We start from the raw sequence: 25,354 nt of genomic DNA on the forward strand, positions 1-25,354 counted from the left end.
AAGCAATAGGCCATGCAATTCGGAATCCCTGACCTGTGTTAGCAGCCCGGAACAGACGGCGAGGCGTGACGATTCGCCCCGTAGGAGCGATTTCGAATGCTGATGACGAAGGAGAAGCAACCGGCGATCCGGACGCTCCGTGGCTGGGCGATTTCGGTGCTCAGCGAGGCCGGCGCCATTCGCGAATGCGAGGAGCATGGGTGGATGCAGGACCGCGCCGATCCGCATGCCCGCGACCGCGCATTCCAGATCGCTCGGACGGATCCGCCAGCCGGGGTTTCATCGCAAGTGGCTGCCATCGCGATCGCCGAGGTACTGGACTCGATCGGCGATACCTGCCCTGAATGCCCTTCGGCGGACTATTGGGGCTGACTTGGCCACGACTTGCCTTGGGGTCCCCTGTACAATCCGCCCATGGTCCCTCCCGATCCGGAACACAGCGTTTCGACCGCGCCTCAGCGCAAGATCATCCATATCGACATGGATGCCTTCTACGCGTCGGTCGAACAGCGCGATAATCCGGACTTGCGCGGCAAGCCGGTGGCAGTGGGCGGTTCGGCCGAGCGCGGCGTCGTCGCCGCCGCCAGCTATGAAGCCCGCCAGTACGGCGTTCGCTCGGCCATGCCGTCGGTCACCGCGAAGCGGCAATGTCCGGAACTGGTCTTCGTCAAGCCACGCTTCGAAATCTACAAGGCGATCAGCCGACAGATTCGCGAGATCTTCGCCGAGCACACGCCGATTATCGAGCCGCTTTCGCTCGACGAGGCCTACCTCGATGTCACCGAAAACCTGCAAGGCATCCTGCTTGCCAGAGACATCGCGCTGCGGATCCGAGAGAAGATCAAGGCTGAAACAGGCCTGAGTGCCTCAGCGGGCATCTCCTATAACAGGTTCCTGGCCAAGCTCGCCTCCGATCACCGCAAACCCAATGGGCAGTACGTCATCTCGCCGGAGATGGGACCGACTTTCGTCGAGACGCTGCCAGTCGGGAAGTTTCATGGCATCGGACCGGCAACCGCCGCCAAATTCAACGCCTTCGGGATCTGGACCGGCCTCGACATTCGCAACCAGTCCCTCGCGTTTCTGCAGGAGAACTTCGGCAAGTCCGGCACCTATTACTACTGGATTTCACGCGGCATCGACGAGCGCCCCGTGCGGGCCAATCGTATCCGCAAATCGGTCGGCGCCGAGAACACCTTCTCCACCGATCTCACGGAATTCGACGCCATGCTTGCCGAGCTCCAGCCGCTGATAGAGAAGGTCTGGGGACATTGCGAGTCAGCAGGCACTCGGGGGAGAACGGTGACACTTAAAGTGAAGTTCTCCGACTTCGAGATCATCACGCGCAGCCGGTCCGTGTCTGCGGTTGTCGCGAACCGCGACGATCTCGCGCGTCTGGCGATCGGCCTGCTGGAAGACTCCATGCCCGTTCCAAAAGCGGTGCGCCTCCTGGGAGTGTCGCTGTCTTCCCTGCAAGGCGAGAACGACGCGGAGCCGCAACTGGATTTCGGGATTTGAACTGAATAGGGCACGCGGTATGCATCCAGCCAGTCTACCGCGATGGGCATCAGTCAACCGACGTGATTAGTCTCAAGATACAGCCACTCCTTTTAATCTTGGTTCCAAACCGTTGGAACTGCATGCCAGAGTCGCCGGGGGGTGTCGGCCCTTTCATCAGTGCCCACGTGCGCAAGCATGGTCGTTCCGACGGCGGACACGTCTGTGTCCAAAGCTATCGATAGGAAGTCGCGGCTGGAAGCCGTGGCGAAACGAGGCGGAAAAGCCAGGCAGAATCAGCGCGCGAGGAGCGCGGAATATAGAAAGGGAAAGTAGAAAGGGAGAGTAGTGGTCTATGGATAGGCCGTTGTAGGGCCTGTGTGTCTCACAACTTGATCTGAGAGGCGCGGCGGAGCGCGTCCTCGTCCACATAATGATTGAGCCGCTGGGATTGGCTCGCATCGATATAGGCTGCCATTTCCACAATATGTTTCATCCACTCCCCGGGAGCGAAAGCAAAGACATTGTAAAAATGCCAGCGGTCAACTTGCTTGGAAATGTCGGACGAAATGTCGAGCCCGAGCACCGTCTGATACGAGGCGACAATTTCGAGGGTTGCGTAGGTGTTCATGTCATCGGTGTTCCAAGAAGAAATACCTTTCTCGATGAAAATGACCGAATACGGGACCCGCTGGTAGCGGAAATCGATGGTGGTTCGGTTGTAATCTTTCTCCACCTTGTCCCGCGTGCCGGTTACATCGGTTGCCGGGAAGCCGACCCATTTTTGGAAGTCATCGCGCTTTGACCAGGCATCCCAATGCCGGACGTGGTCCAGAAGGGTGCAGGCCGAATATCCGATACGGCTATCAGCAATGAGCTTATTGGCGCGGGCCACCGTTTGCTTGGCCGCTTCGACGTTGGGGTCTGGTGCTTTGCGGGCGCCCTCATAAAAATGGGTCTGGTAAGCCGATAGCATTTCAGACATGAACTCGTCCGGTGAGCGCTGAGGCTCTTCCGAAGGCATTGGTGGCGGAGGCGGCGCCGCCGATTTTTTACGACCCCATACCATGCGAAATGTCCAAAAAATGGGAGCATAACCGGTTGGTGGCCGGAGGCAATTAGTCTGTTAGGACACCATCTTTGGAGCGAGGCCGATTGGGTCAAGGTAGCCGTTGATGAACTTGGCTGCTTCTGAGAACTGCTTCTCTTTGAACTCGTGGAATTGGGTCATTGGAATACGGGTTAGCTGATAATCTTGTGCCCGTGGTGAGACGGGGCCATAGCCTGTGGTGAGGCTTTGAGAGCAATGGGTGCCTGAATTAATCGGGCGGCCGTCGTCATTTTTTGCAAGGTCAGCGGAAATTCCGTCCACCTCCTAGCGTTCATCACGCCTGTTTTTGTCGTCAGACCGAAATGACCAAAGCAATGGTCTGGTTCTGACGTTCTCGTGCCCTGCGGGTCGACGTACGCCATCACTGTGATGATTTTGATATCGCAGTTGCACCATGTTCGCCTGGCACTGCGCCGGCCGCTAGCCGGGATTGAGATCGAGCTGGAAGTAGCGCCGCGAACATTATGCGGTTATCCCGCGCGGGCTATTTTCTGACCATTGATAGTGCAACGCCGCAATACTTCGCCCCTTCGCTACGCCAAACCGACCTCGAAGCACAACAAAAAAGCCCGCCGGTAAGGGCGAGCTACTGCGTCGAATACTCTGTGCGGCGCGGCAGTTTGGCAACTGACGTTCCGCTCCGCACGCAATATTGGACTGTGTGTCAGTTGCCATATCCATAATCTAGCACGCGCCTGAATTGGGGATGAAGCTGGGTGTGGATAGCGCCCCGCCCCAATCGTGGGTAGAGTGCTTTCTTTTGGGGAAGAAGCCGAAAATGATTATCGCCGAAGTCTACATCCATCTGCGGTCTGAAGCTAACATCCGGGAGGAACAAGAGCGTTTTGGCGCGGCCCTGAATGAATACGCGCTCGATGCAGCGCGCCGGTTTCTCGAAGACTGCACTATCGAGGTAATCGTCGACGAAGGCTCGACGAAGGCAAAGGTGCTGGTCCGGAGGACCTTGAACACTCTCATCCTTATCTATGGTCTGACAGCCGACTTTGACAGCTTTTGTAAGCAAGTTGGAACCGCGTGGTCCAATACGACGTGGTTTATGCAGACTGTCGCGCAGCGGGTGCAGTACGGCGAGGTGCCGGGGACGACGTACGACCGACGAATTGAGAAGCGACATAAAACGACCGGCAAGCTTAAGCAGGTTGCTGAAATGGTGCTTGAGCTCAATGATGTGAAGCACCTGCTGACGGCGGAGCAGTTTCGGGAGAAAACAGACGCGTTAATCTCCAAGCTCGGCGAGATTCAGAGAGAAGTCTCAGAAGACGAAATGCGGCACCTATTGAAGGCGCTATCCCTCGAAACTTTTCACGGCGCTCCCACGAAGGAACCGATCGACCTATTCCGCTCTCCGCATTTGCTGCAGCGGCCGCGTACTGAAGAGGAAGAGTACAACGACATGATTGCTGAACTCGCTCAGGACGACGACCACATTGGCGAGACGCGTATTGCGCCAATTCCTGGACGCATCTATGAGAGGTATACGCACGTCCCAAAAGAAGAACCGGAGACCAAAGCGTCTATCGAGATCAAGCCGCGGCCATCACTTTATCCGCCGACGAGGCAGATAGATTTAGACTAGAGCCAGTCGCGGTAATTGCGAAAGTAATTGAGGATCAAATACAGCCAGTGCGATCCATAGGCGCTGAGTGCTGTGAACAAGCCGAGCTTCACGAGTGCCGTGACACTGTCAACGTCATGTGCCTTGTTTTGATATTTACTCAGTGCACTTGACCGCATCCCGCGCACGCGCAGGTGCAATAGCTCGCTGGCGCTGAGCAACCGGGACATTCACGTATCATTCCGACGTCCCTGCTCGCTTAGGCAACCACAGCCTGCCACATCGGCAGTAGGGCTGTGCCTGTCGCTCAACTTCTATCGGTTCGCGGTCGGTCATAGAAAATGTTGAATGTCCAAAGGTATATCGCTTAGATTGTACCACGGGGCGGGACTACAATGGCAGACGACGAAGACAAGCCAGAAGAAAAGTTCGAGACGATCTTCCGCGTCTTCTCGGATTCAATCCAAACTGATTGGGCGAAGATAGCCGCCAATATTCCAACGGTGATCGTCAAGGTCCCGCATCACGCTGCTCTTAAGATCCCAAAGCTCAATATAGAACAAGACCCTGCCCAATGGGCTGCGATCCAAAAGTCGTTGAGCCAGATCATCGCGATCACTGACCACGACATTCTCACGACTTTCAATTACAACAGGATCCTGAACTCGCTCCTTGATATGCGGCGGAAGGTCGATCTCAGCGTATCGAGCGTCATTGTCCCGGAGAAGAAAGTCGCTGAGGGTGTTCTCATAAAAGCAACCTCCCTTGTTTGGACAACGGTCCTGGAGGAGCTTGAGAAGAAGGACTGGAAAAATGTCCACGAAATCCCGCCGCGCGTCTGGGAAGAAATAATCGCCGGCGCGTTCGTGAAGTCGGGATTTGATGAGGTGATTCTTACTCCTCGATCCGGTGATCACGGCCGCGATATCATAGCTATCCGAAAGGGCGTCGGCAGCATCAGGATTCTCGACTCAGTCAAGGCGTACAAGCCCGGCCACCTGGTCACGAAAGAGGAAGTACACGCGTTGATGGGTGTAGTCGCGGTGGACCCGAACGCCTCAAAGGGCATACTGACGACGACTTCCGACTTCGCGCCCAAGCTCCTTGACGACCCACGGTTAGCGCGGACTGTCCCGCATCGAATCGAGCTCATGAACGGAACGAAGCTCCGGCAATGGCTCAACGATATTGCGAAGAAAAAGTAGCTCACACAGAGGCTTACGCGGCTCAGAAGAATGGCTTTGAGCGCGGGAAAAGAATCGGGTCAAATCCTCCAGTCAGCTTCGATTCGTTTTCGACGCAGTTTATTCACACTCATCATTTGTTTTTACTGGTGAAGGAGCTGGCATGAGGAAAACTGACCTCTTAGATTCTACGTCGCGGCGATACTGAGATTCGCGCCGAAGGCTGGTATGCGGTCACATGCGTTTCGATCATCGGCGGCTTCATGTCCATGATTTGGCCGCTGCGCAACACGGGTAACCTCATTACGCAGTGCTTCTCGGGCGGTCTGCTCACCCATGACGATGATGAGTAGCTACTGCTCGTCCCACTGAGGCGTCCGCATGAACTCTAAGGCGGCTTCGGTCCTGTTCTTGAACGTCCAGGCCGTCGTTTCAGTTCGTCGAAGCGATCTGCGCCAAGTCGCAGGATCATGTACTGCTCGTACTCATACTTCTTACGTCTCTCCCATTCAGTGTGATGAGCGCGACACAGAGCATTGCAGTTGTCGGGGTCAAATCTCGTGCCCGAATGGCCCCGTTCAAAGAAGTGAGAGCAGTCAAGCGGCTCCGTACGAGCGTCGTGGAAGGCTTGGGGTCGCTGAGAAACAAGATCGGTGACGCCCACGGTCAGGGCGGCAAGCCCGTGCGGCCGTCCGCGCGTCATGCCGCGCAGCTTGCCGTGAACCTCGCCGGCGCGATGGCGACGTTCCTCGACACCTGGATCGTCCGGAACACGTAAGAGCACAACGATGGCGAAGAAAAACGAAGGGACAACTCGAGCCCCGCTTCGCCCGCAGTATTCGACCGTTTGAGTCGTCCCCTAGGGATAATCTACCATACCGACTGAAGCGGAAATGAAGAGGTGGGGATAATGAATGACGACAACAGGCGCTTTGTTGAAGATTACGCGAATCCCCACTCTTGGCTGCTGATGGCGGACAACCTGCATGAGCAGGCGACGGCGCTCTACAAGGGTCGGCGTAGCTCCGGCATCATGACGAAGACAAACGCCAACAACATCTCTGCAACAGACCATGGGCGTGGATAAATCGGTCTTTCTGTTGGGCGGGTTCGCCATCGAAAATGCGATCAAAGCTTTCCTTGTGTACGAGAACCCGAACTGGATCTCAGGCGGACAGCTCTACAAGAGCCTGAAGTCGCACAAGCTGACGGCGCTCCAAAAGCTGTCGAAGGAAATTCCGCACCCCAAGGCGCACACTCGCATACTGGAGGAGTTCGAGTCTGGACTGGATTCGTGGTTTCGATACCCATGCGCGCTGACGGTCCAAGCGACGATTAATGAGAGGCATCTCTACCCAGACCTGTGGCAGGGGTACCAGAAGGTGATGAGCTCATACGGCAAAAAGCTCGGCACTTTGCTGAATAACGGCTGGCACGGTCCGCACAAGTTCTACGGCCGCTGGACGCTGCAAGGCGAGTTTCTCGGATATAAACGGCCGTTCTTAAAAAACGAGCCGCACTATCGAGCGCGTCACGAAGACAGCGATACACAAAGGTCGGATCGACGCCAACTCCTAGAAGGGGGATGTCGTCGTCGTCCATATCGCGGCGGCTGACCGATACGATTTTCGTCTCCAGTTCGTTGCGGGCGCTGAGGAGTTGCTACGTTAGAATGTCCCGACTTCAGACCAGATGCCCAACTTCATTGGGGAGTGGTGAGATTTTGGCGCGCCCGAACAGATTCGAACTCCTAACCCCCAGATTCGTAGTTTAACGGTGAGGCAGCGAAGCCGGCGCAGCAAAAAAGATCGAACCGCCACGCGAGCCGTGATCTGACGTGAGTTGCGGCGCTCGCCGTCGACCTGCGATCACAATTGAGTCATCGCTCTCCGCCCGCCCTCGCCGATTTTGCGCTGCGACTTTCGTCCTGCCGCTTCCACGGCGCTTCCACGAGCGAAATTTCCAGCCAAATTGGGAGCAGGGAGCAGCAAAAAGCCCTCGAAAACGATGCGTTCTCAAGGGTTTAAGACTTGGTTGCGGGGATAGGATTTGAACCTATGACCTTCAGGTTATGAGTCCGAACATTTGTTTTGTCGGTAGAGCCCTCGCCCAAATGAGCCATCGCCCTTCGCAGATAGCGTGATTGGGCTGGCGTTTTCGGCTAATTGATATATGATATTGATATCATATATCAGGAGTCCTAACCATGCGAACGCTGGTTGATCTCGGCGATGGCCAAATCCAAGCGCTGGACGAACTGTCGAAGCAGGACAAGCGGTCGCGCGCGGCTCTCATTCGTCAGGCGATCGACGACTATCTCGCGAAGCGGCACAGCAAGCAAGAAGATGATGCCTTTGGCCTCTGGGGCAAACGCAAGGTGGACGGCTTGGCCTATCAAGAGAAAGTGCGTCGCGAATGGTGAAGGCACTGTTCGACACCAATATTCTGGTCGACTACCTCAATGCTGTTCCCGAAGCCCGCACAGAACTTCAGCGCTATACGAAAAAAGCAATCAGTATCATTACATGGATGGAGGTCATGGTTGGCGCCGATCATGATCTGGAAGCCGCGACGCGCAGCTTCCTGAGCGGCTTCAATGTCGTTGCAGTCGATGAACTGGTCGCTGAACGCGCCGTCAATCTTCGTCGAAGCCATCGGATCAAGTTACCAGATGCGGTGATCTGGGCGACAGCACAGGTGCATGGCATGTTGCTCGTCACGCGCAACATCAAGGATTTCCCGGACGGCGATCCCGGTGTCCGCGCACCTTACAAGCTATGAAGATAGCGATCGAGATATCCAATGTTGAGAGTGTCTGCGAAACACGCAAGTAATTCTACTTCGCCACGCTTTGCTGACTCAGGTTTCTCTGCGCGCGGGTTTGCAAGAATACGCTGGCGTGCGACGCGGGTTACTCAATCTGCACCGAGAGCGTCGTTTTCTTTGGTCGCGAGGACGGGCAACATCGCTGGGATGCGCAACTGGCTGCGCAACGTCGACGAAATCCAGCGAGTCTGCGACCATGGGCGCACCAACAAACCGTCGAAGCGAAATTGCTCCCAACGATCCAATTCGACTGTCCACCGCAGCTTCGCTGGCATTTCCCGATGGGTCGATGACGAGTTCTGGGCTTCGCAAGGAAGCTTTGCGCGGTCGCCTCATCATCGAGCGCATCGCCGGTAAGGATTTTACGACGCTGGCACATATCGAGCGCATGAGGGAGCTATGCCGCGTATCAGCAAAGGCCCGAGACTCTACAAACGCAAGGCCAAGAGAAGAAACGGACGTCTCATCGCCAACGCCGTCTGGACCATCCGCGATGGAGACCGCGAGGTTGCCACAGGAGTCTTTGCGAGCGAGGTTGAGCGAAAGCCGCCGAAGGCCGCCGAAGACGCCCTCGTAAGGTATATCACTTCGAAGTACCGTCCCCCGCGTCGCGTTCGCGACATTGAAGACATCGATGTCGCCGATGTGCTTGCAATCTATCACGCCCATCGCGAGGCGATTTACATAGAACGAGGCTCCCCGCAGTCCGAAGTAACCGAGTTCGCCGACCGGATCGGTCGTCTGAACGATTTCTTCGGCGGCAAGATGCTGGCTGAGGTGAATGCGCAGACTTGCGGGCAGTATGTGAAAGCCCGCGGTCGGCCCGGAGGGGCCCGTCGCGATCTGGAAGATCTGCGTGCAGCCATCAATCACCATGCGCGGGAAGGTCTGCACCGCGGGTTGGTTCGCGTCGCGCTTCCTGCAAAAGGACCAGGTCGTGATCGATGGCTGAGTCGCAGCGAAGCGGCAGCATTGTTATGGGCGTGCTGGCGGTACCGCGAAGTCCAGACACGGCATCGCGGACCTCTCAAGAATCAAAAGATTGAAACCGGCAAGCGCCCGCTTCGCCATATCGCGCGCTTTATTCTGATCGGCCTCTATACCGGCACCCGGGCTGGCGCTATCGCGTCAGCGTCGCCCTACCGTGAAACGGGCCGATCGTATGTCGATCTTGAGAACGGCATCTTTTATCGACTCGCCCAGGGACGGCGTCCGACCAAAAAGCGGCAACCGCCAGCGCCAATTCCTGACCGATTGCTCGCCCACATGCGCCGCTGGGCCAGGACGGGCGCCATCGACTCGCACTTTGTCGAGTTCAACGGCGCGGCGGTCAAATCCGTCAAGTCGGGGTTCCGAAGCGCCGTTGGACTCGCCAAGCTATCCACGGAAGCTGGCAAGGTCACTCCGCATACCTTGAGGCACACGGCCGCGACCTGGCTGATGCAGCGTGGCGCAGATCCATGGAAATCGGCTGGTTTTCTTGGGATGTCGGTCGAGGTGTTGCTCGATACCTACGGCCACCACCACCCCGAATTCTTGCGCGAGGCAGCCGCTGCCATCACGACGAAACCAAGCAAGAACATCGTATCTGGGGTTGATCGCGGGGTTGACTTGGCCGCCTATCGTGAAAGAAGACGAAAAGCGTAAGAAAATCATGGTCGGAGTGGCAGGATTCGAACCTGCGACCCCTGCGTCCCGAACGCAGTGCTCTACCGGGCTGAGCCACACTCCGACTTGGAACGCGGCTTATAGCCTTGGGTTTCGGCGACCGCAAGCAGCCGAATTAAGGAAATTAATCACAGTGAATGTTGGCCTGAAAACCCAGATTCTGCCTGCCGGCGAGGCCGCCGTGGCGGCTGCCGCGCGCGCACTTTCAAAAGGCGGGCTGGTGGCGTTCCCGACCGAGACGGTCTACGGCCTCGGCGCCGATGCCACCAATCCGGCCGCGATCGCCCGCCTCTACCAGGCCAAGGGCCGGCCCGCCTTCAACCCGCTGATCGCCCATGTCGGCGATCTCGCCGCCGCGCGGCAGATCGCCCGGTTTGATGCGGCTGCGACGGCGCTGGCCGAAGCGTTCTGGCCCGGCCCGCTGACGCTGGTGCTGCCGAAGACGGAAGGTTGCGCAGTCGCCGATCTCGCCACGGCCGGCCTCGATACGGTCGCGGTCCGCATTCCGGCCCATCCGGTGGCTCGCGACATCCTGCGTGAGTTCGGCGGCCCGGTGGTTGCACCGTCCGCGAACATTTCGGGCCATGTCTCGCCGACGACCGCAGCCCATGTGCAGAGCGACCTAGCGGGGCGGATCGACCTGATCGTCGATGCCGGCGCGGTCGAGGTTGGCGTCGAATCGACCATCGTCGGCTGCCTTGACGCGCCGATGCTGCTGCGCCCCGGCGGCCTGCCCCGCGCCGAGATCGAGCGCGTGCTGGGCCGCGCGCTGGTGCAGCCGCCGGCGGACACCGAGAGCGAAAGCGGCCAGCCGCTGGCGCCGGGCATGCTGGCCTCGCACTACGCGCCGCGCGCGCGCGTGCGGCTCAATGCCGTTGCGCTCGAGCCGGGCGAAGCATTGCTCGCGTTTGGCCTCGGAGCAATTTCGGGAATTGACGCCGCCTCTCACGTGATGAATCTGTCGGAGCGCGGCGATCTCGACGAGGCCGCCGCCAATTTGTTCGGCCATCTTCGCGCGCTCGACAGCAAAGGCGCGCGCACCATCGCGGTGATGCCAATCCCCGACGAAGGATTGGGCGAAGCCATCAACGACCGGCTGCGCCGCGCAGCGGTGGGGCGGGAATGAAAGAGAAGAAAATGAATATCGTTCAGGGTTCCGTGCCACCGCTTCCCGCCGAGCTGATCGCAAAGTTTCGCGCCATCGTCGGCGACAAATATGCGGTGACCGATGCCGCCGATATTGCGCCCTACGTCACCGAGGAACGCGACCTGTTCCACGGCCGCTCGCCGCTGGTGCTGCGACCGGGCTCGACGGCAGAAGTGTCCGCGATCTGCAAGCTTGCCAGCGAACACAAAATCGCGCTGGTGCCGCAGGGTGGCAACACCGGGCTGGTCGGCGGGCAGACCCCGCACAATGGCGAGGTCGTCGTCTCGCTCCGGCGGCTGGACAAAATTCGCGAGATCGATCCTGCCTCCAACACCATGACGTGCGAGGCCGGCGTGGTGCTGCAGATCGCGCAAGCTCGCGCGGCCGAAGTCGATCGCCTGTTCCCGCTCTCGCTCGGTGCGGAAGGAAGCTGCACCATCGGCGGCAATCTCTCCACCAATGCCGGCGGCACGGCGGCGCTCGCGTACGGCGTGGCGCGCGAGATGGCGCTCGGGCTGGAAGTCGTCCTCGCCGACGGCCGGATCCTGAACGGATTGTCCAAACTGAAAAAGGACAATACCGGCTACGATTTGCGCAACCTCTTCATCGGCGCCGAGGGCACGCTCGGCATCATCACCGCGGCGACGCTAAAGCTGTTTCCGAAGCCGCACGCGGTGGAGACCGCCTATATCGGCCTCCAATCGCCGGCGCAGGCATTGAAGCTGTTATCGATCGCGCAGAATGAGGCCGCCGGCAGCCTGACCAGCTTCGAATTGCTGGCCGACATCGCCGTCGATTTCAGCCTGCGTCACGGCATCGACATCCGCGATCCGCTCTCGACCAAGCATCCCTGGTACGTGCTGATGGAATTGTCGTCCTCGCGCGACGACGCGCGTGACGCGCTGGAAGCGATCCTCGCCAAAGGCATGGAGGAAGGCATCGTCGATGATGCCGTGATCGCGGCGAATCTCTCGCAGCGCGCCGCGTTCTGGAAACTGCGCGATGAAATGTCGGCGGCGCAGAAGCCGGAAGGTGGCTCGATCAAGCACGACATCTCGGTGCCGGTCGCGGCGGTGCCCGCCTTCATCGAGGAGGCCAATGCGGCGGTGGTGAAGCTCATTCCGGGCTCACGGCCGGTGCCGTTCGGCCATCTCGGCGACGGCAACATCCACTACAATGTCAGCCAGCCGATCGGCGGCGACACCGCCGACTTCATGTCGCGCTGGCATGAAGTCAACGAGGTGGTGTTCGAAATCGTGTTGCGGATGGGCGGATCGATTTCCGCCGAGCACGGCATCGGCGTGCTCAAGCGCGACGAACTGCCCGACGTCAAGGACAAGGTCGCGATCGAACTGATGCGCGGCATCAAGGCGATGCTCGACCCGCTCGGCATCATGAACCCGGGCAAGGTGTTGTGACCGTATCAGCGACAAAGCCCGTGCCTGCGCTCGCCATCGCCGACATCGTGGATGCCGATGTCGCGGCCGTGATCGCGCTGTGGCAGGCCTGCGGCCTGACGCGGCCCTGGAACGACCCCGCCAGCGATATCGCGCTCGCTCGCCGCGGACCGCACTCCACGGTGCTGATCGGCCGCGACGGTGACGCGATCGTGGCGACCGCGATGGTCGGCCATGACGGCCATCGCGGCTGGGTGTATTACGTTGCCGCCGATCCCAAGCTCCGCGCGCAAGGCTATGGCCGCGCCATCATGAATGCAGCCGAGGACTGGCTGCGCGCAGCCGGCATTCCGAAACTGCAATTGATGGTTCGGCGCGAAAACTTGGACGTCGCCGCATTCTACGAGTCGATCGGCTACGAAGAGGCCCAGACCGTCGTGTTCGCCAAATGGCTCGATGGCCGCGCGCCGCCGCGGTGAGCTGAAGGATTGCCATGAGCCTCGCAGATCGTGTCCGCGTCAAGAACGTCCGCGTGCTCTCCGACCGGCACTATCGGTTGGAGGAAGTCGAGTTCGACTATCGACGCGGCAACGGCGAATGGCAGACGATGAAGCGGGAGGTTTTCGACCGCGGTCACGCCGCCGCGCTGTTGGCGTACAATGTCGCAAGCCGCACCGTCGTGCTGACGCGGCAGTTCCGCCTGCCGCCCTATCGGGCCGGTCACGACGATTTAATGATCGAAGCCGCCGCCGGCATGCTCGACGACGAGACTCCCGAAAATCGGATTCGTGCGGAGGCAGAAGAGGAAATCGGCTATCGATTGCACGATGTGCGCAAGGTGTTCGAGGCCTTCATGAGCCCGGGCTCCGTCACCGAGAAGCTGCACTTCTTCGTCGCCGAATACGAAGCTGCGATGCGGGTCGGCGACGGCGGTGGATTGGCCGACGAAGGCGAGGACATCGAGGTGCTGGAATTGCCGATCGACCAGGCACTCGCGATGATATCGGACGGCCGCATCGTCGACGCCAAGACCATCATGCTGTTGCAATACGCAGCGCTGAGTATTTTTCGGTAGATCACTCTGTCGATTCGTCGTCCCTGCAAACGCAGGGACCCATAACCCCAAATGTTAGTTGTGGGTACGCGAACGTGGCTCCCAGTGTTGTTCAACATCAAGATCAGTGGTTATGGGTCCCTGCGTTCGCAGGGACGACGACGATTGGCTTCAAAACAACGAGCCCTGCCCGTCATCCTCCGGCACCGCTGCGACCTTGCGCGGCGCGGCGCGCTTCGCAGGCTTCGGCTCCTCTGCTGCGCGCTGCTCGTCGGTGATCGGCAGCAACAATTGCGCGTCGTCATTGACGACGCGGTTGACGCGCGTGGAAATCTCGTGCCAGGCGAATTCGCCCTCAATAGGCCCGCGCAGCAGCGGCATGACATCTTCTGCATCGTGGATGCGGCCATCGAGCCAGCGCTCGAATTCGTCGGGCGCGATTGTCACGCGCACGCGGTGATGCAGCGTGGCGAGATCGCGGCTCGCGGGCGCTGTGACGATGGCGACGCCGTCAGTCTCCTCGCCGTTCGGCCCCATCCAGGTCTCCGCCAGCGCAGCAAAGCCAACGGGACGGCCGTCGCGGCGATGGATGAAGAATGGCCGCTTGCGGCCGCCGGCGTCCTGCCATTCGTAGTAGCCGTCCGCCGGGATCAGACAGCGCCGCCGCTTGATGGCGTTTTTGAACGCGGGCTTGTCGAGCACCGTCTCCGAGCGCGCGTTGATCAGGAGCGTAAATTTACGAGGATCTTTCACCCAAGCCGGCACCAGGCCCCAGCGCATCAGCCGGAAATGGCGCCCGCCGTTTTCCAGAATCACCACCGGAATCGGTTGAGTCGGCGCGATATTATACCGCGGCGGGAAATTGGGCTGCTCGATATAGCCGAAGATTTGCCGAAGCGCCTCCGGCGGCGAGGTGATGACGAAGCGTCCGCACATTATCTGACCAACATAAGCTTCCGTTTAATGGGTGTTAACCCCAGATGTTAACAGTGCGATGGATGACCTCCATGGCTGCCACAGAAGTGCGATCCGATCCGCCGATGCCGCCACCGACGGGCCGGATAGACGAGGCCCGCGCGGAGCAGCTGCGCGCCGCCAATATCAATCCTCGCACCGGGCTCGCCACCGACTATTTGAATCATTTCAACGAAGCCGTCATGCTGCTCGAAATGGTTCCGGACATGCCGGAATGCGCCGAGGATTTTCTCACCTGGACGCCGCTGTCCTACGCCGAGCATTTCTGGGCCTCCAACTTCAAGGCCCGCGACCTCGCGATCGAGGCCTATGAATGCGCCGACCCCAAGGTCCGTGCCGATTTCGACAAGCTCACGGCGACCATGACCTCGATTCTGACCGCGGTGGGCAAGGCGATGCGCGAGGCCCAGCAGGATAAAACCCGCGCCACGCTGGCCGAGCAGGCCACCGCCTGGGTCAAGCCGCTGGTGGCCCTGGCCGGCGGCGTCATCAACGGCAATGCCGAGGCCGACTTCGACGCGGTGATGTCGAACTAGCCGCCTCGTCCCCGGCCCACCACATTAGACCTGCGTGGCCCGATCGGGCATGATCGCTTGCGCAGCGAGTTCCTTGGCTACCGGATCACCCCTTGACCTCCCCCATTCAGTCGGACCGCCCCCAGCTCGCCGTCAGCGGCGCGATCTTCCGCGACGGCAAAGTCCTCTTGGTCCGCCGCGCCCGCTCGCCGGGCAAGGGCTTTTACTCGCTCCCCGGCGGCCGGGTCGAATTCGGCGAATCCCTGCATACCGCGCTCCACCGCGAAGTGGACGAGGAGACGGGCTTGCGAATCGAGATTCTGGGCCTGGCCGGCTGGCGCGAGGTGCTGCCTCGGGCCAGCGGCGGCGGGCATTACGTGATCATGTCGTTCGCGGCGCGCTGGACGGCCAGGGAGCCGGTCCTGAACGACGAGCACGACGATTTCAAATGGCTGGCGCCAGACAGGCTCGGCGATCTCAAGGTGACCGGCGGCCTCCTGGAGGTCATCGAGGCCGCCCGGAAGCTGGTCTAGGCCGTCCTACCGGCGCCTCATGCCTTGCCTCGGGCGTATTGAGGGGGCATATCGGCCCTCAAATGTTCAAGCACGCCCTCGCCGCCCTCATTCTCGTTTCGGCATGCCATTTGGCTCCCGCACGCGCCCAGGACGCGGCTGCGCCGTTCGACGGCGACCTGCAGCGGCTGGCCGAGATTCTCGGCACCCTGCATTACCTCCGGGGCATTTGCGGTGCCAATGAAGGGGCGAAATGGCGCAACGAAATGCAGGCGCTGATCGATGCCGAAACCCCTTCCGGGGACCGCCGCGCTCGCATGATCGCGGGCTTCAACCGCGGCTATAACGGCTTTCAGCAGACCTACCGGACCTGCACGCCGGCAGCCTCGGTCGCGATCCGCAGATATATCGAGGAAGGCTCCAAAATCTCGCGCGACCTCACCGCGCGCTATGCGAACTGAGGGTTGCTGTTTGACGCATTTTCTCACCGCGAACCGGTGCCCACCCCGGATCAAGTCCGGGGCAGGCTTTCGCTCGAAAGCGCTATGATGGACACGATCTATTTCGATCTCGACGGAACGCTGACGGACCCCAAGCCCGGCATCACCCGCTCGATCCAGTATGCGCTGCAAAGGCTCGATCATCCCACCATCCCGACCGAGGACGAACTGACCTGGTGCATCGGCCCGCCGCTGCGCTCAAGCTTTGTGAAGTTGCTCGGCGATCACTCCGCGGACCGCGCGGTGACGCTCTACCGCGAGCGATTTTCCGACATCGGCCTCTACGAAAACGGCGTGTACGACGGCATCGACGAGGTGCTGACGGCACTTCGCGCGTCCGGTCACCGGCTGTTCGTCGCTACCAGCAAGGCGCACGTGTTCGCCGAGCGCATCATCGACCATTTCGGCTTGCGCAAGCACTTCGAACGCGTGTTCGGCGCGGAGCTCGACGGCACCCGCGCCGACAAGTCGCATCTGCTCGAATATGCGCTGAAGGAAGTCGCCGTCGATCCGTCCAAAACCCTGATGATCGGCGACCGCAGCCACGACATGGTCGGCGCAAAAAACAACGGCATGAAGGGCATCGGCGTGTTGTACGGCTACGGCAGCCGGGCCGAGCTGATCGAGGCCGGCGCCCACCATGTCTGCGCCACGCCCGGAGCGATCCTCGGTTGCATTCCTTGACGATGGGAACCTCATGGAACCGCCGCCTGAAATTCGAGCAGCGCCGTTAACCTTTCCTAAAGATGTGGCTAGGCGGCCCCGCACCGCGTGCTACAGCTTGTCGCGTTAGGATGCGAACCGCCCTGGTTCGCGCGCAGATTTTCGTTGAGCTTCATGAGCCGCCCAGTCTCCTTCTCGACCGCCCACGACCCGCTTCCGGATCTCGAACAGAAGCAGACTGCCCTTAGCTACCTGAGCGAGGCCTGGGCCGAAGCGCGGCACGATGGCGTCGACGGCGATTGCCTGGCGCAGGCGAGCCTGTTCACGGCGCTCGCCGAACTGGTCTCGACCTATGGCGAGGACGCGGTGGCGAAATTCGCCGAAGGTCTTTCGGCCCGCGTGCGCAACGGCGAATTTTCGCTGACGCTGGCGAAGCAGTAGCGGCTGCATCGTCATTGCGAGGAGCGCAGCGACGAAGCAATCCATCCATCCGTCATGCCGCGCGATGGATTGCTTCGCTGCGCTCGCAATGACGGGAGAGATTCTGCCCTACGCCTTCAACGTCTCCAGGAACCGCACCGGTTCGCCGGTGGACGGCGTCGTTACCTCGCCCTGCCACATCACGCGCCTGCCGCGCACGAACGTGCCGACCGGCCAGCCGGTGACGCGGACGCCGTCATAGGGCGTCCAGCCGGCGCGCGAGGCCACCCATTTGTTGGTGATGGTCTCAGAGCGCTTGAGATCGACGATGGTGAAGTCGGCATCGTAGCCCGCCGCAATGCGGCCTTTGCAGGCGATGTTGTACAGCCGCGCGGGACCTGCGCTCGTGAGATCGACGAAACGCTGTAGCGACAGCCGGCCCGCGTTGACGTGATCGAGCATCAAGGGCACCAGCGTCTGCACGCCGGTCATGCCGGAGGGCGAAGCCGGATAGGTCTTCGCCTTTTCCTCCAGCGTATGCGGCGCGTGGTCCGAGCCGAGCACGTCGATGATACCCTGCTCGATACCATACCAGATTCCCTCGCGGTGATCGGCCGAGCGCACCGGCGGGTTCATCTGTGCAAGCGTGCCGAGCCGCTCGTAGCATTCCGGTGCGGCCATGGTGAGATGATGCGGCGTCGCCTCGCAGGACGCGACATCCTTGTGGTCGCGCAGATAGTCGATCTCCTGCTTGGTCGAGATGTGCAGCACGTGGATGCGCTTGCCGGTCTCGCGCGCAAGATTGACCAGCCGCTGGGTTGCCATCAGCGCTGCAGTCTCGTCACGCCATACCGGATGCGAGCGCGGGTCGCCCTCGATGCGGAGCGACTTGCGGTCGTTGAGGCGATATTCGTCCTCGGCGTGAAAGGCGGCGCGGCGGCGGATTACCTGGAAGATGCGCCGCAGGCTTTCGTCGTCCTCGACCAACAGCGCGCCGGTGGAAGAGCCGATGAACACCTTTACGCCGGCACAACCGGGCGCGCGTTCCAGCTCCGGCAGATGGTTCACGTTCTCGCGGGTGCCGCCGATGAAGAAGGCAAAGTCGCAATGCATGCGGTGACGGCCGGCGTTGATCTTGGCGGTGAACGCCTCCTCGGTGACCGTGAGCGGATTGGTGTTCGGCATCTCGAACACCGCGGTGACGCCGCCCATCACGGCGCTGCGCGAGCCGGTCTCGAGGTCTTCCTTGTGCGTCAGCCCCGGCTCGCGGAAATGCACCTGCGTGTCGATCACGCCGGGCAGGACGTGCAGGCCCTTGCAGTCAATGGTCTCGCCGGCGGAGGCCTGTCCGAGCCCCCCGATCGCAGCGATCCGGCCATTGGAGATGCCGATGTCGCAGATGCCCTCACCGTCCTGATTGACCACGGTGCCGGATTTTAGAATGGTATCAAATCGCTGATTCATCGCTGCTTCATGGTCCTCTGGCGCTCGCTTTAAGGCCTTGTTGACAGCACCTTAGCGCCTTACGTTCTCATGTGATATCCGGCTCCTGCGTTTTCCCGGGAACTTGAAAGCTCACTGCAAGCCGCACTGCAAAAGAGGCCGTTTTACTAATGAAAGCAGCGTTTCTTCCGGACCGGGGCGTGGTCAAGGTCAGCGGCGAGGATGCCCGCAACTTCCTCAACGGCCTCGTCACCACAGACGTCACGCCGCTGCAGCCCGGTCTCGGCCGGTTCGGCGCGCTGCTGACGCCGCAGGGAAAAATCACGGCGGACTTCCTCATTACCGAAGCCCCTGCAGGTCACGGCGGCGCCTTCCTGATCGATGCGCCCCGCGTGCTGGCGCAGAACCTCGCTGACAAACTCGGCTTCTACAAGCTGCGCGCCAAAGTCGCCGTGGAGAACATCTCCGACAGCATGGGCGTGCTGGCCGCCTGGGACGGCGAGCCTTCGACGAAGCCTGATCTGGCCTTTGCCGATCCGCGGCATGAAGCTCTCGGCTGGCGCATTCTTGTCCCTGAAGATCTCAAGCAAAAGGTGGCCGAGCTGATCGGCGCCGACCTGGTGGACAGCGAGGACTACGAGGCGCATCGCATCGCCTTGGGCGTGCCGCGCGGCGGGCTCGACTTCACGTACAGCGACGCATTCCCGCACGAGACGAATATGGACCGCCTGCACGGCGTCGATTTCGACAAGGGCTGCTATGTCGGCCAGGAAGTGGTGTCGCGCATGCAGCATCGCGGCACCGCGCGCACGCGGATCGTGCGCGTCACGCTCGAAGACTTTTCGCCGGAAACCGGCGTCGCCGTTCTCGGTGGCGACAAGCAGGTCGGCACCATGGGATCGACCGCCGGCGGCCACGGCCTCGCACTGGTCCGGATCGACCGCGTTGCGGATGCGCTCGATGCAGGACTTTCGCTGACCGCCGGCGGCCTTGCGATCCGGCTGACCGATCCGAACGACGTCCGCGTCCCACCGAAGCAGACCGTCGCATGAGCAAATCTGCGCGCCTGCACGCCGACGGCAAGACGCGGTGCCCGTGGCCCGGCGAAGACCCGTTCTACATGGCCTATCACGACACAGAATGGGGTGTGCCTGAGTATGACGACCGGGCGCTGTACGAAAAGCTGATCCTCGACGGTTTTCAGGCCGGCCTGTCGTGGATCACGATTTTGCGCAAGCGCGAAAACTTCCGCAAAGCGTTCGACGATTTCCAGCCGGAAAAGATCGCGCGCTACAACGCCAAGAAAATCCACGCGCTGATGAACGACGCCGGCATCGTTCGCAACCGCGCCAAGATCGAAGGCGCCGTCAACAGCGCCAAGGCCTATTTGAAGATCATGGAAGAAGGCGCGGGCTTCTCCAAATTCATGTGGGACTTCGTCGACGGCAAGCCCATCGTCAACCAGTTCAAGACCACGGCCAGCGTACCGGCCTCGACACCGGTCTCGGTCAAGATCTCAAAGGAACTCGGCGCACGCGGCTTCAAATTCGTCGGCCCAACCATCGTCTACGCCTTCATGCAGGCTACCGGCATGGTCAACGACCATCTTGTCACGTGCTTCTGCCACGAGGCCTGCAGCGGCAAACTGCGCAAGCCCCGGCTCAAGGCCAAATGACGGCGCGAAGATCGTCCGGCGTCGCCACGCGCGCCTGGCAGCGGATGCTGTCGGGGCGACGGCTCGATCTGCTCGATCCCTCCCCGCTCGATATCGAAATCGCCGACATCGCCCATGGCCTGGCGCGCGTGGCGCGCTGGAACGGGCAGACCAGCGGCGCGCACATCTTCTCGGTGGCGCAGCACACGCTATTGGTCGAAGCCGTGATGCGTGAGCAGATGCCGCGCGTCGACGCCCGCTTCCGCCTCGCGGCGATGCTGCACGACGCACCGGAATATGTCATCGGCGACATGATCTCGCCGTTCAAGGCAGTGCTCGGCGGCGATTACAAGGCGGTTGAGAAGCGCCTGCTGGCCGCGATCCATGTTCGCTTCGGCCTGCCGCCAAGTCTCGCCGATGAAATCACGAGCGCCATCAAAGCGGCCGACCGCGGTGCGGCCTATCTCGAAGCCACCCATCTGGCGGGATTTTCGGTAAGTGAAGCGAAGCGCCTGTTCGGCAGGGATCCCGGCCTCCCCGAGGCCACCGTGCGGGACTACCTGACGCCGTGGACTGCGGCCCGGGCCGAGAAGCAATTTTTGGCGCGATTCGAGCTATTGCTTGGTTGAATGGGGGCCGTTGTAGGGTGGGCGCCCACCATTATTGCCCCGGAACCAAGATGGTGGGCACGGCGCAAGGGCGCCTTTGCCCACCCTACGACACCGGTTATATTGCTGACCAAAGACTACCCAGGGAACGCCATGCTTCACGTCTGCTCGCTTGCCGCACTTCCCGACACCGTCAGGACGACCGGCGCCAGCCACATTCTCACCGTGATGGCCAATGTCGATCAGGTGCAGCGCCCGGCCTCGGTGCTTGAGGCCAACCATCTGAAAATCTCGATGGACGACATCATCGAGGAGATGGACGGCTTTGTCGCGCCGGCGGATCATCATATCGAAAGAGTGCTGAATTTCGTTCGAAGCTGGGACCGCAGCGCGCCGATGGTGGTGCATTGCTATGCCGGCATCAGCCGCTCGACGGCGAGCGCGTTTGCCGCCGCCTGCGCCCTCAATCCGCAGCGCGCCGAGATCGAGATCGCCCGGCAAATTCGCGCCCGCTCCCCGATCGCGTCGCCGAACCGGTTGATCGTCAGCCTCGCCGACAAGGCGTTGGGCCGGGAGGGGCGAATGCTGCGCGCGCTGGACGAAATGGGTCCGGGCAGCATGATGGTCGAAGGCCGGCCATTCCGACTAGATCTGGAATGACGTGCCGCATCCAGGACACGGATGCGCCAAATGACGCCCGGATCGGCGTGAACTTTTAGCGGACAAAAGCACACACAGGATTGCAACCTGGCTGCCGACATGGCCGGTTAACGCTCTGACGCGCCCGCCTGGAGGCCCGATGTTCGACGACCCCTTCGTTTTCTTTTCGCTTGCGATCGCGATCGTCGCCCTGATCTTGGCGCGGAAGGCCATGAATCAGGTGGCGGAGTTACGCGAGCGCCTGGAGGCGATGCGGGCTACGCCGGCGGCCGCTGCTGCAGCCGTGCCTCCGCCCCTCACGCCATTTGAAGCCTTCGAGCAAAGCCTGCCGCCAGCTCCGAGCGGGGCCACACCGACGCCTCCGCCGATCGTTCCCGAGGCGGAATCCATCGCGTCCGCTGCCAGCCCTGAGGCGGCTGGGCAAGCCACTGGCGGAGCACCGCCGCCGCCTCCATTGCCGCCGGCCGATCGCGGTTTCGAGGAAACCGTCGGCACGCGCTGGGTGGTGTGGATCGGCGGCCTGACGCTGGCGCTCGGCGGATTCTTCATGGTGCGCTATTCGATCGAAGCCGGTTTGCTCGGCCCTGGCGTGCGCACCATCCTCGGCGGCCTGTTCGCTCTGGCCTTGCTGCTTGCGGGCGAATGGACGCGGCGCAAGGAAAGCATTTCCACGATCGACGCGCTACCGATCGCCAATATCCCGGCCATCCTGACCGCCGCCGGAACGGCGGTGGCATTTGCTACGGTTTATGCAGCCTATGCGCTGTACGGCTTCCTGGGGCCGGCGACCGCGTTCATCCTGCTCGGTCTGGTAGCGCTGGGCACGCTGGCCGCGGCGCTGCTGCATGGCCCGGCGCTGGCCGGCCTCGGCGTGGTCGGCGCCTTTGTGACGCCGGTCCTGGTCTCGTCCGACAAACCGGACTTCTGGGCGCTCTACATCTATCTCGCAATCGTCACTGCGGCAGCCTTCGGTCTGGCGCGCGTCAGGCTGTGGCGCTGGCTCGCGGTCACCACGATCGCGTTTGCCCTGCTATGGACATTCCCCTGCCTGCAATGCGGCCCGTCGATGGTCGGCCCGCATGCGTTCCACGTGCTCGCCGGATTCATTCTCGCCGCGCTACTCGTGGTGTGTGGCTTCATGTTCGGCCCGCCCGCGGACGAAGGCCAGGTTGAGCCGATCTCGTCCGGCTCGCTTGCGGCCTATCTGCTCGGCGCGACCTTGATCGTGCTGAATAGTTTTCATGCCGACGCCGCGATGATCGTATTCGGGCTGCTGGTGGCCGGCAGCATCGCGGTTGCCTGGCGCAGCGATGCCGCCGCGGGTGCCGTCGGCGCCGCTGCTGCGTTGGTCTTCGTCGTGTTCGCCGAATGGGCCATTCGGGCCAATCCCGACATGCTGGTGCTGCCCGGCGGGCCGCTGCAAGGCATCGGGCCGGCCGCCACGGACGGATCAGTGTCGCTGCATCTGATCTCGGCCGCGATCTTCGCGGCGGGCTTTGGCGTGGCGGGATTTTTCGCGCAGGGCCGCTTCGCGGGGCCGGTGATACCGGTGATCTGGTCGGCCGCGGCGGTGTTCACGCCGCTGGCGCTGTTGGTCGCACTCTACGCCCGCATTGCGCATCTCGACCGCTCGATTCCGTTTGCGATTCTCGCGGTAATGCTCGCCGCGGCCTATGCCGCTGCGACCGAGATACTCAGCAGGCGCGAGGATCGTCCGGGACTACAAGCCTCGATCGCGCTGTTTGCGACCGGCACCCTCGCAGCGCTGGCGCTGGCGCTGACCTTTGCGCTGGAAAAAGGCTGGCTGACGATCGCCCTGGCGCTGATGTCGGCAGGCACCGCCTGGATATCCACGCAGCGGCCGATTCCGTTCCTGCGTGCCCTCGCTGCCATCCTCGCCGGCATCGTCGTGCTGCGCATCGGCTACGAGCCGCGCATCGTCGGCCAGGCCGTCGGTACCACCCCGATCTTCAACTGGCTGTTGTGGGGCTATGGCATTCCGGCGGCATCATTCTGGGCCGGCAGCATCTTCCTGCGCCGCGGCGGCGATGACGCACCACTGCGCACGGTGGAATCGGCGGCGATCCTGTTCACGGTGCTGCTGGCGTTCATGGAAATCCGCCATGCCGTGAACAATGGCGACGTCTACCATGCGAGCGCCGACCTCACCGAAGTCGCGCTGCAGGTCTGCGTTACGCTCGCGATGGCGATCGGGCTGGAGCGGCTGCGCATCCGCACCGGCAGCATCATTCACAATGCCGGCGCGATCCTGCTGACGGCGTTTGCCGGCCTCGCGACGGTGTTCGGGCTGTTGCTGCTGGAGAACCCGATGCTGCGATGGATCGATGTCGGCGGCATTGTCATCAACCTTTTGCTGCTCGGCTATGCCCTGCCCGCGGTGCTCGCGCTGCTATTGTCCTATGCCGTCGCGGGTCGGCGGCCGGTCGCCTATGGCAACACGATCGCGGCGGCAGCGCTCGTTCTCGCGCTTGCCTATGTGACGTTCGAGATCAGGCGAATCTATCACGGTCCGGCGATTGCGGCCGGCCCGACCAGCGGCGCCGAGCAATATACCTATTCGATCGCATATCTCGCCTTCGGCGTCGTCTTGCTCGGCATCGGTATTCTCTCCAACTCGCAGCGCGCGCGGCTGGCGTCCGCGGTGGTCATCGGACTGACGATCCTGAAAGCATTCCTGATCGACATGTCGGCACTGACCGGCGTCTATCGCGCGCTGTCCTTCATGTGCCTCGGCCTGGTGCTGGTGGCGATCGGGTGGCTGTACCAGCGGATCCTGTTCCGCAGGCAAGCGGCAGCGCCGGCCGCGCCGACGGGAAGCTAGAGGATGATCCTCTAACCGACGGATTCGGCGACGAGGCGAATCCTGAACACGGGCTTTTTGGCTTCGTCCAAAAGCTCCATCTGCCATTCGGCGTTCTGCTTCAGGCTGCGCGAAAGGCTGCCGAGAAGGTTACCGCAGACCTCGGTCATCTCGGCCCAGGCGGCCTCGCGGCTTTCGAATTCGGATCCCTGATCGGACGCGCCTGCGTAGCGACCGTGGCTAATCCGAAAAAAATACAGCGGCATGATTGATCTCATGTGTTGGGCCGCCTCCCGGCCTTCTCTGTCGGCCACTTGGAACGAGATTCGCTACCAGGACATGAATGCGCCAGCCCGTATGACTACGGGTTCCCGTTGGCTGACAATGTGGGATTTGGCGGCGGCCGCAGGCGAAGTTTACGATCAATCAGTCGAGCGGCGCAGCTCCGGGGCGCTCTCGGCCTTTGCGGGTTCGGGCTTCGCCTGCTCCACCTTCGGCTCGGATTTCACCGGCTCGAGTTTGGCGCTCTCGACCGCAGGCGTCTCGACCCGCGTCGTTACTTCGGCCCGTGCATCGACCGGCACACGCGACGGCTCCTCCCGACGATGCAGCGAGCGCGGTCGCGCCACGGAGCGCGCCATCAGCATCTGCGAGGCGCCCTGATGGCGGAAATCGCAATAGGCAAAGCCCATGCCCGAGACCGAGCCGCGGAACGAGCGATCATCACGCTTGTCGAGATTGAAGCACGGCTCGAACGGCAGTCCCTTGATCGAAGCGCAGACGGCCTGGCCGCGAATCTGCAGCGTGTTGCCGGGCAGGCGCACATGACGGATCGGGCCCGAGCCGCTGAATTGGACGGAGCCGGCTGCGCCGAGATCGTCAAGGATGCGTCCAGCGCCGCGAGTGCCGTCAAAGCAGGTAAAGGCGAAAACCTTACCGCTCACGAACCTGCGGGCCTCGTCGGCATTCATCATCCCGGCCAGCGCGGGAACGATCATCGCACTGGCCGTGACGGCCCCCAGAACCAAACGCGCAAGCATGCAGCTACTCCAACTTAACAAGAGCGCGGGCGCCCGCCTTTACCCGCTGCTTACCATACCAACCACCATGGCAACATTGGAGC

At 61.5% G+C, this 25,354-nt stretch carries 31 protein-coding genes and 1 tRNA gene; 24 read left to right on the plus strand and 8 right to left on the minus strand.

Annotated features, from left to right (window positions below; genetic code table 11):
• Window positions 1-96: 96 nt before the first annotated feature.
• Together V1290_RS10820 and dinB are read left to right on the plus strand one after the other, a co-directional pair.
• Window positions 97-372 (plus strand): hypothetical protein, encoded by a 276-nt coding sequence (locus V1290_RS10820; protein WP_334364398.1) that lies wholly within the window; start codon window positions 97-99, stop codon window positions 370-372.
• A gap of 42 nt (window positions 373-414) precedes the next feature.
• Entirely contained in the window at window positions 415-1,518 is a 1,104-nt protein-coding gene (dinB, locus tag V1290_RS10825) for a DNA polymerase IV (RefSeq protein WP_334364399.1), read from the plus strand.
• Between the two features lie 364 nt (window positions 1,519-1,882).
• On the opposite strand, the gene V1290_RS10830 is transcribed toward dinB, so the two are convergent.
• The gene (locus tag V1290_RS10830; RefSeq protein ID WP_334364400.1) at window positions 1,883-2,482 is read right to left on the minus strand and encodes a hypothetical protein; all 600 of its coding nucleotides are present in this window, start codon (window positions 2,480-2,482) and stop codon (window positions 1,883-1,885) included.
• A 141-nt stretch (window positions 2,483-2,623) separates the two neighbouring features.
• Window positions 2,624-2,869, minus strand: coding sequence for a hypothetical protein (locus V1290_RS10835; RefSeq protein ID WP_334364401.1), 246 nt, complete (start codon window positions 2,867-2,869; stop codon window positions 2,624-2,626).
• A gap of 517 nt (window positions 2,870-3,386) precedes the next feature.
• On the opposite strand from V1290_RS10835, the gene V1290_RS10840 reads away from it, so the two are divergent.
• Complete coding sequence (locus V1290_RS10840) at window positions 3,387-4,205, plus strand: hypothetical protein (protein WP_334364402.1); 819 nt, start codon at window positions 3,387-3,389, stop codon at window positions 4,203-4,205.
• On the opposite strand, the gene V1290_RS10845 is transcribed toward V1290_RS10840, so the two are convergent.
• Entirely contained in the window at window positions 4,202-4,414 is a 213-nt protein-coding gene (locus V1290_RS10845; RefSeq protein ID WP_334364403.1) for a hypothetical protein, read from the minus strand. The genes V1290_RS10840 and V1290_RS10845 overlap by 4 nt on opposite strands.
• Window positions 4,415-4,579: 165 nt before the next feature.
• On the opposite strand from V1290_RS10845, the gene V1290_RS10850 reads away from it, so the two are divergent.
• The 7 genes from V1290_RS10850 (at window position 4,580) to V1290_RS10880 (ending at window position 9,841) form a co-directional block, all read left to right on the plus strand.
• Window positions 4,580-5,389, plus strand: a complete 810-nt coding sequence (locus tag V1290_RS10850) for a restriction endonuclease (protein ID WP_334364404.1) — start codon at window positions 4,580-4,582, stop codon at window positions 5,387-5,389.
• A 547-nt stretch (window positions 5,390-5,936) separates the two neighbouring features.
• Window positions 5,937-6,146 (plus strand): abortive infection family protein, encoded by a 210-nt coding sequence (locus tag V1290_RS10855; protein WP_334364405.1) that lies wholly within the window; start codon window positions 5,937-5,939, stop codon window positions 6,144-6,146.
• A 132-nt stretch (window positions 6,147-6,278) separates the two neighbouring features.
• A complete protein-coding gene (locus tag V1290_RS10860; RefSeq protein ID WP_334364406.1) occupies window positions 6,279-6,455 on the plus strand; it encodes a hypothetical protein in 177 nt (58 codons plus the stop codon).
• A complete protein-coding gene (locus tag V1290_RS10865) occupies window positions 6,442-6,984 on the plus strand; it encodes a hypothetical protein (RefSeq protein ID WP_334364407.1) in 543 nt (180 codons plus the stop codon). The genes V1290_RS10860 and V1290_RS10865 overlap by 14 nt, the downstream gene beginning before the upstream one ends.
• Window positions 6,985-7,574: 590 nt before the next feature.
• A complete protein-coding gene (locus V1290_RS10870; protein ID WP_334364408.1) occupies window positions 7,575-7,790 on the plus strand; it encodes a CopG family transcriptional regulator in 216 nt (71 codons plus the stop codon).
• A complete protein-coding gene (locus V1290_RS10875; protein ID WP_334364409.1) occupies window positions 7,784-8,149 on the plus strand; it encodes a type II toxin-antitoxin system VapC family toxin in 366 nt (121 codons plus the stop codon). Before V1290_RS10870 ends, V1290_RS10875 begins: the two co-directional genes overlap by 7 nt.
• Before the next feature lie 444 nt (window positions 8,150-8,593).
• On the plus strand, window positions 8,594-9,841 hold the full coding sequence (locus V1290_RS10880; RefSeq protein ID WP_334364410.1) for a tyrosine-type recombinase/integrase: 1,248 nt from the start codon (window positions 8,594-8,596) through the stop codon (window positions 9,839-9,841).
• An 8-nt stretch (window positions 9,842-9,849) separates the two neighbouring features.
• Here the strand turns inward: V1290_RS10880 and V1290_RS10885 are convergent.
• A tRNA-Pro gene (locus tag V1290_RS10885) sits at window positions 9,850-9,926 on the minus strand.
• Window positions 9,927-9,995: 69 nt separating this feature from the next.
• On the opposite strand from V1290_RS10885, the gene V1290_RS10890 reads away from it, so the two are divergent.
• The 4 genes from V1290_RS10890 to V1290_RS10905 are packed head-to-tail and all read left to right on the plus strand — an operon-like array spanning window position 9,996 to window position 13,481.
• On the plus strand, window positions 9,996-10,988 hold the full coding sequence (locus tag V1290_RS10890) for an L-threonylcarbamoyladenylate synthase (RefSeq protein ID WP_334364411.1): 993 nt from the start codon (window positions 9,996-9,998) through the stop codon (window positions 10,986-10,988).
• Between the two features lie 11 nt (window positions 10,989-10,999).
• Entirely contained in the window at window positions 11,000-12,427 is a 1,428-nt protein-coding gene (locus tag V1290_RS10895) for an FAD-binding oxidoreductase (RefSeq protein ID WP_334364412.1), read from the plus strand.
• Window positions 12,428-12,447: 20 nt separating this feature from the next.
• Window positions 12,448-12,885 carry a GNAT family acetyltransferase gene (locus V1290_RS10900; RefSeq protein ID WP_334368989.1) on the plus strand — a complete coding sequence of 146 codons (438 nt, stop codon included), beginning with the start codon at window positions 12,448-12,450 and terminating at the stop codon, window positions 12,883-12,885.
• Window positions 12,886-12,899: 14 nt separating this feature from the next.
• Window positions 12,900-13,481 carry an NUDIX domain-containing protein gene (locus V1290_RS10905; RefSeq protein WP_334364413.1) on the plus strand — a complete coding sequence of 194 codons (582 nt, stop codon included), beginning with the start codon at window positions 12,900-12,902 and terminating at the stop codon, window positions 13,479-13,481.
• 150 nt (window positions 13,482-13,631) lie between these two features.
• Here the strand turns inward: V1290_RS10905 and V1290_RS10910 are convergent, their stop codons facing one another.
• Window positions 13,632-14,396 carry an SOS response-associated peptidase gene (locus V1290_RS10910; RefSeq protein ID WP_334364414.1) on the minus strand — a complete coding sequence of 255 codons (765 nt, stop codon included), beginning with the start codon at window positions 14,394-14,396 and terminating at the stop codon, window positions 13,632-13,634.
• 62 nt (window positions 14,397-14,458) lie between these two features.
• Between V1290_RS10910 and V1290_RS10915 the strand changes: the two genes are divergently transcribed.
• The 5 genes from V1290_RS10915 to V1290_RS10935 all read left to right on the plus strand — a co-directional run bounded on the left by V1290_RS10915 (window position 14,459) and on the right by V1290_RS10935 (window position 17,066).
• Complete coding sequence (locus V1290_RS10915) at window positions 14,459-14,971, plus strand: hypothetical protein (RefSeq protein WP_442893665.1); 513 nt, start codon at window positions 14,459-14,461, stop codon at window positions 14,969-14,971.
• Window positions 14,972-15,063: 92 nt separating this feature from the next.
• Window positions 15,064-15,483, plus strand: a complete 420-nt coding sequence (locus tag V1290_RS10920) for an NUDIX hydrolase (RefSeq protein ID WP_334364415.1) — start codon at window positions 15,064-15,066, stop codon at window positions 15,481-15,483.
• Between the two features lie 62 nt (window positions 15,484-15,545).
• Complete coding sequence (locus V1290_RS10925; protein ID WP_028346913.1) at window positions 15,546-15,923, plus strand: TIGR02301 family protein; 378 nt, start codon at window positions 15,546-15,548, stop codon at window positions 15,921-15,923.
• Window positions 15,924-16,010: 87 nt separating this feature from the next.
• The gene (locus tag V1290_RS10930) at window positions 16,011-16,646 is read left to right on the plus strand and encodes an HAD family hydrolase (RefSeq protein ID WP_334368992.1); all 636 of its coding nucleotides are present in this window, start codon (window positions 16,011-16,013) and stop codon (window positions 16,644-16,646) included.
• Between the two features lie 153 nt (window positions 16,647-16,799).
• Window positions 16,800-17,066 (plus strand): hypothetical protein, encoded by a 267-nt coding sequence (locus V1290_RS10935; protein WP_334364416.1) that lies wholly within the window; start codon window positions 16,800-16,802, stop codon window positions 17,064-17,066.
• Between the two features lie 108 nt (window positions 17,067-17,174).
• On the opposite strand, the gene V1290_RS10940 is transcribed toward V1290_RS10935, so the two are convergent.
• On the minus strand, window positions 17,175-18,509 hold the full coding sequence (locus V1290_RS10940; RefSeq protein ID WP_334364417.1) for a dihydroorotase: 1,335 nt from the start codon (window positions 18,507-18,509) through the stop codon (window positions 17,175-17,177).
• 149 nt (window positions 18,510-18,658) lie between these two features.
• Between V1290_RS10940 and ygfZ the strand changes: the two genes are divergently transcribed.
• The 5 genes from ygfZ (at window position 18,659) to V1290_RS10965 (ending at window position 24,252) form a co-directional block, all read left to right on the plus strand.
• Window positions 18,659-19,540: a CAF17-like 4Fe-4S cluster assembly/insertion protein YgfZ gene (ygfZ, locus tag V1290_RS10945; protein WP_334364418.1), complete on the plus strand. Its 882-nt coding sequence runs from the start codon at window positions 18,659-18,661 to the stop codon at window positions 19,538-19,540.
• A complete protein-coding gene (locus tag V1290_RS10950; protein ID WP_213290264.1) occupies window positions 19,537-20,163 on the plus strand; it encodes a DNA-3-methyladenine glycosylase I in 627 nt (208 codons plus the stop codon). The genes ygfZ and V1290_RS10950 overlap by 4 nt, the downstream gene beginning before the upstream one ends.
• Window positions 20,160-20,771, plus strand: a complete 612-nt coding sequence (locus V1290_RS10955) for an HD family hydrolase (RefSeq protein ID WP_334364419.1) — start codon at window positions 20,160-20,162, stop codon at window positions 20,769-20,771. The genes V1290_RS10950 and V1290_RS10955 overlap by 4 nt, the downstream gene beginning before the upstream one ends.
• 132 nt (window positions 20,772-20,903) lie before the next feature.
• Window positions 20,904-21,410 (plus strand): tyrosine phosphatase family protein, encoded by a 507-nt coding sequence (locus tag V1290_RS10960; protein WP_334364420.1) that lies wholly within the window; start codon window positions 20,904-20,906, stop codon window positions 21,408-21,410.
• 139 nt (window positions 21,411-21,549) lie between these two features.
• Entirely contained in the window at window positions 21,550-24,252 is a 2,703-nt protein-coding gene (locus V1290_RS10965; protein WP_334364421.1) for a DUF2339 domain-containing protein, read from the plus strand.
• 11 nt (window positions 24,253-24,263) lie between these two features.
• Here V1290_RS10965 and V1290_RS10970 read toward each other — a convergent pair whose 3' ends face one another.
• Both V1290_RS10970 and V1290_RS10975 read right to left on the minus strand, forming a co-directional pair.
• Complete coding sequence (locus tag V1290_RS10970; protein WP_334364422.1) at window positions 24,264-24,497, minus strand: DUF6894 family protein; 234 nt, start codon at window positions 24,495-24,497, stop codon at window positions 24,264-24,266.
• 156 nt (window positions 24,498-24,653) lie between these two features.
• Window positions 24,654-25,271, minus strand: coding sequence for a hypothetical protein (locus tag V1290_RS10975; protein ID WP_334364423.1), 618 nt, complete (start codon window positions 25,269-25,271; stop codon window positions 24,654-24,656).
• Window positions 25,272-25,354 lie beyond the last annotated feature (83 nt).

The sequence above is a fragment of the Bradyrhizobium sp. AZCC 1578 genome (genome assembly GCF_036924675.1).
Taxonomy (GTDB): domain Bacteria; phylum Pseudomonadota; class Alphaproteobacteria; order Rhizobiales; family Xanthobacteraceae; genus Bradyrhizobium.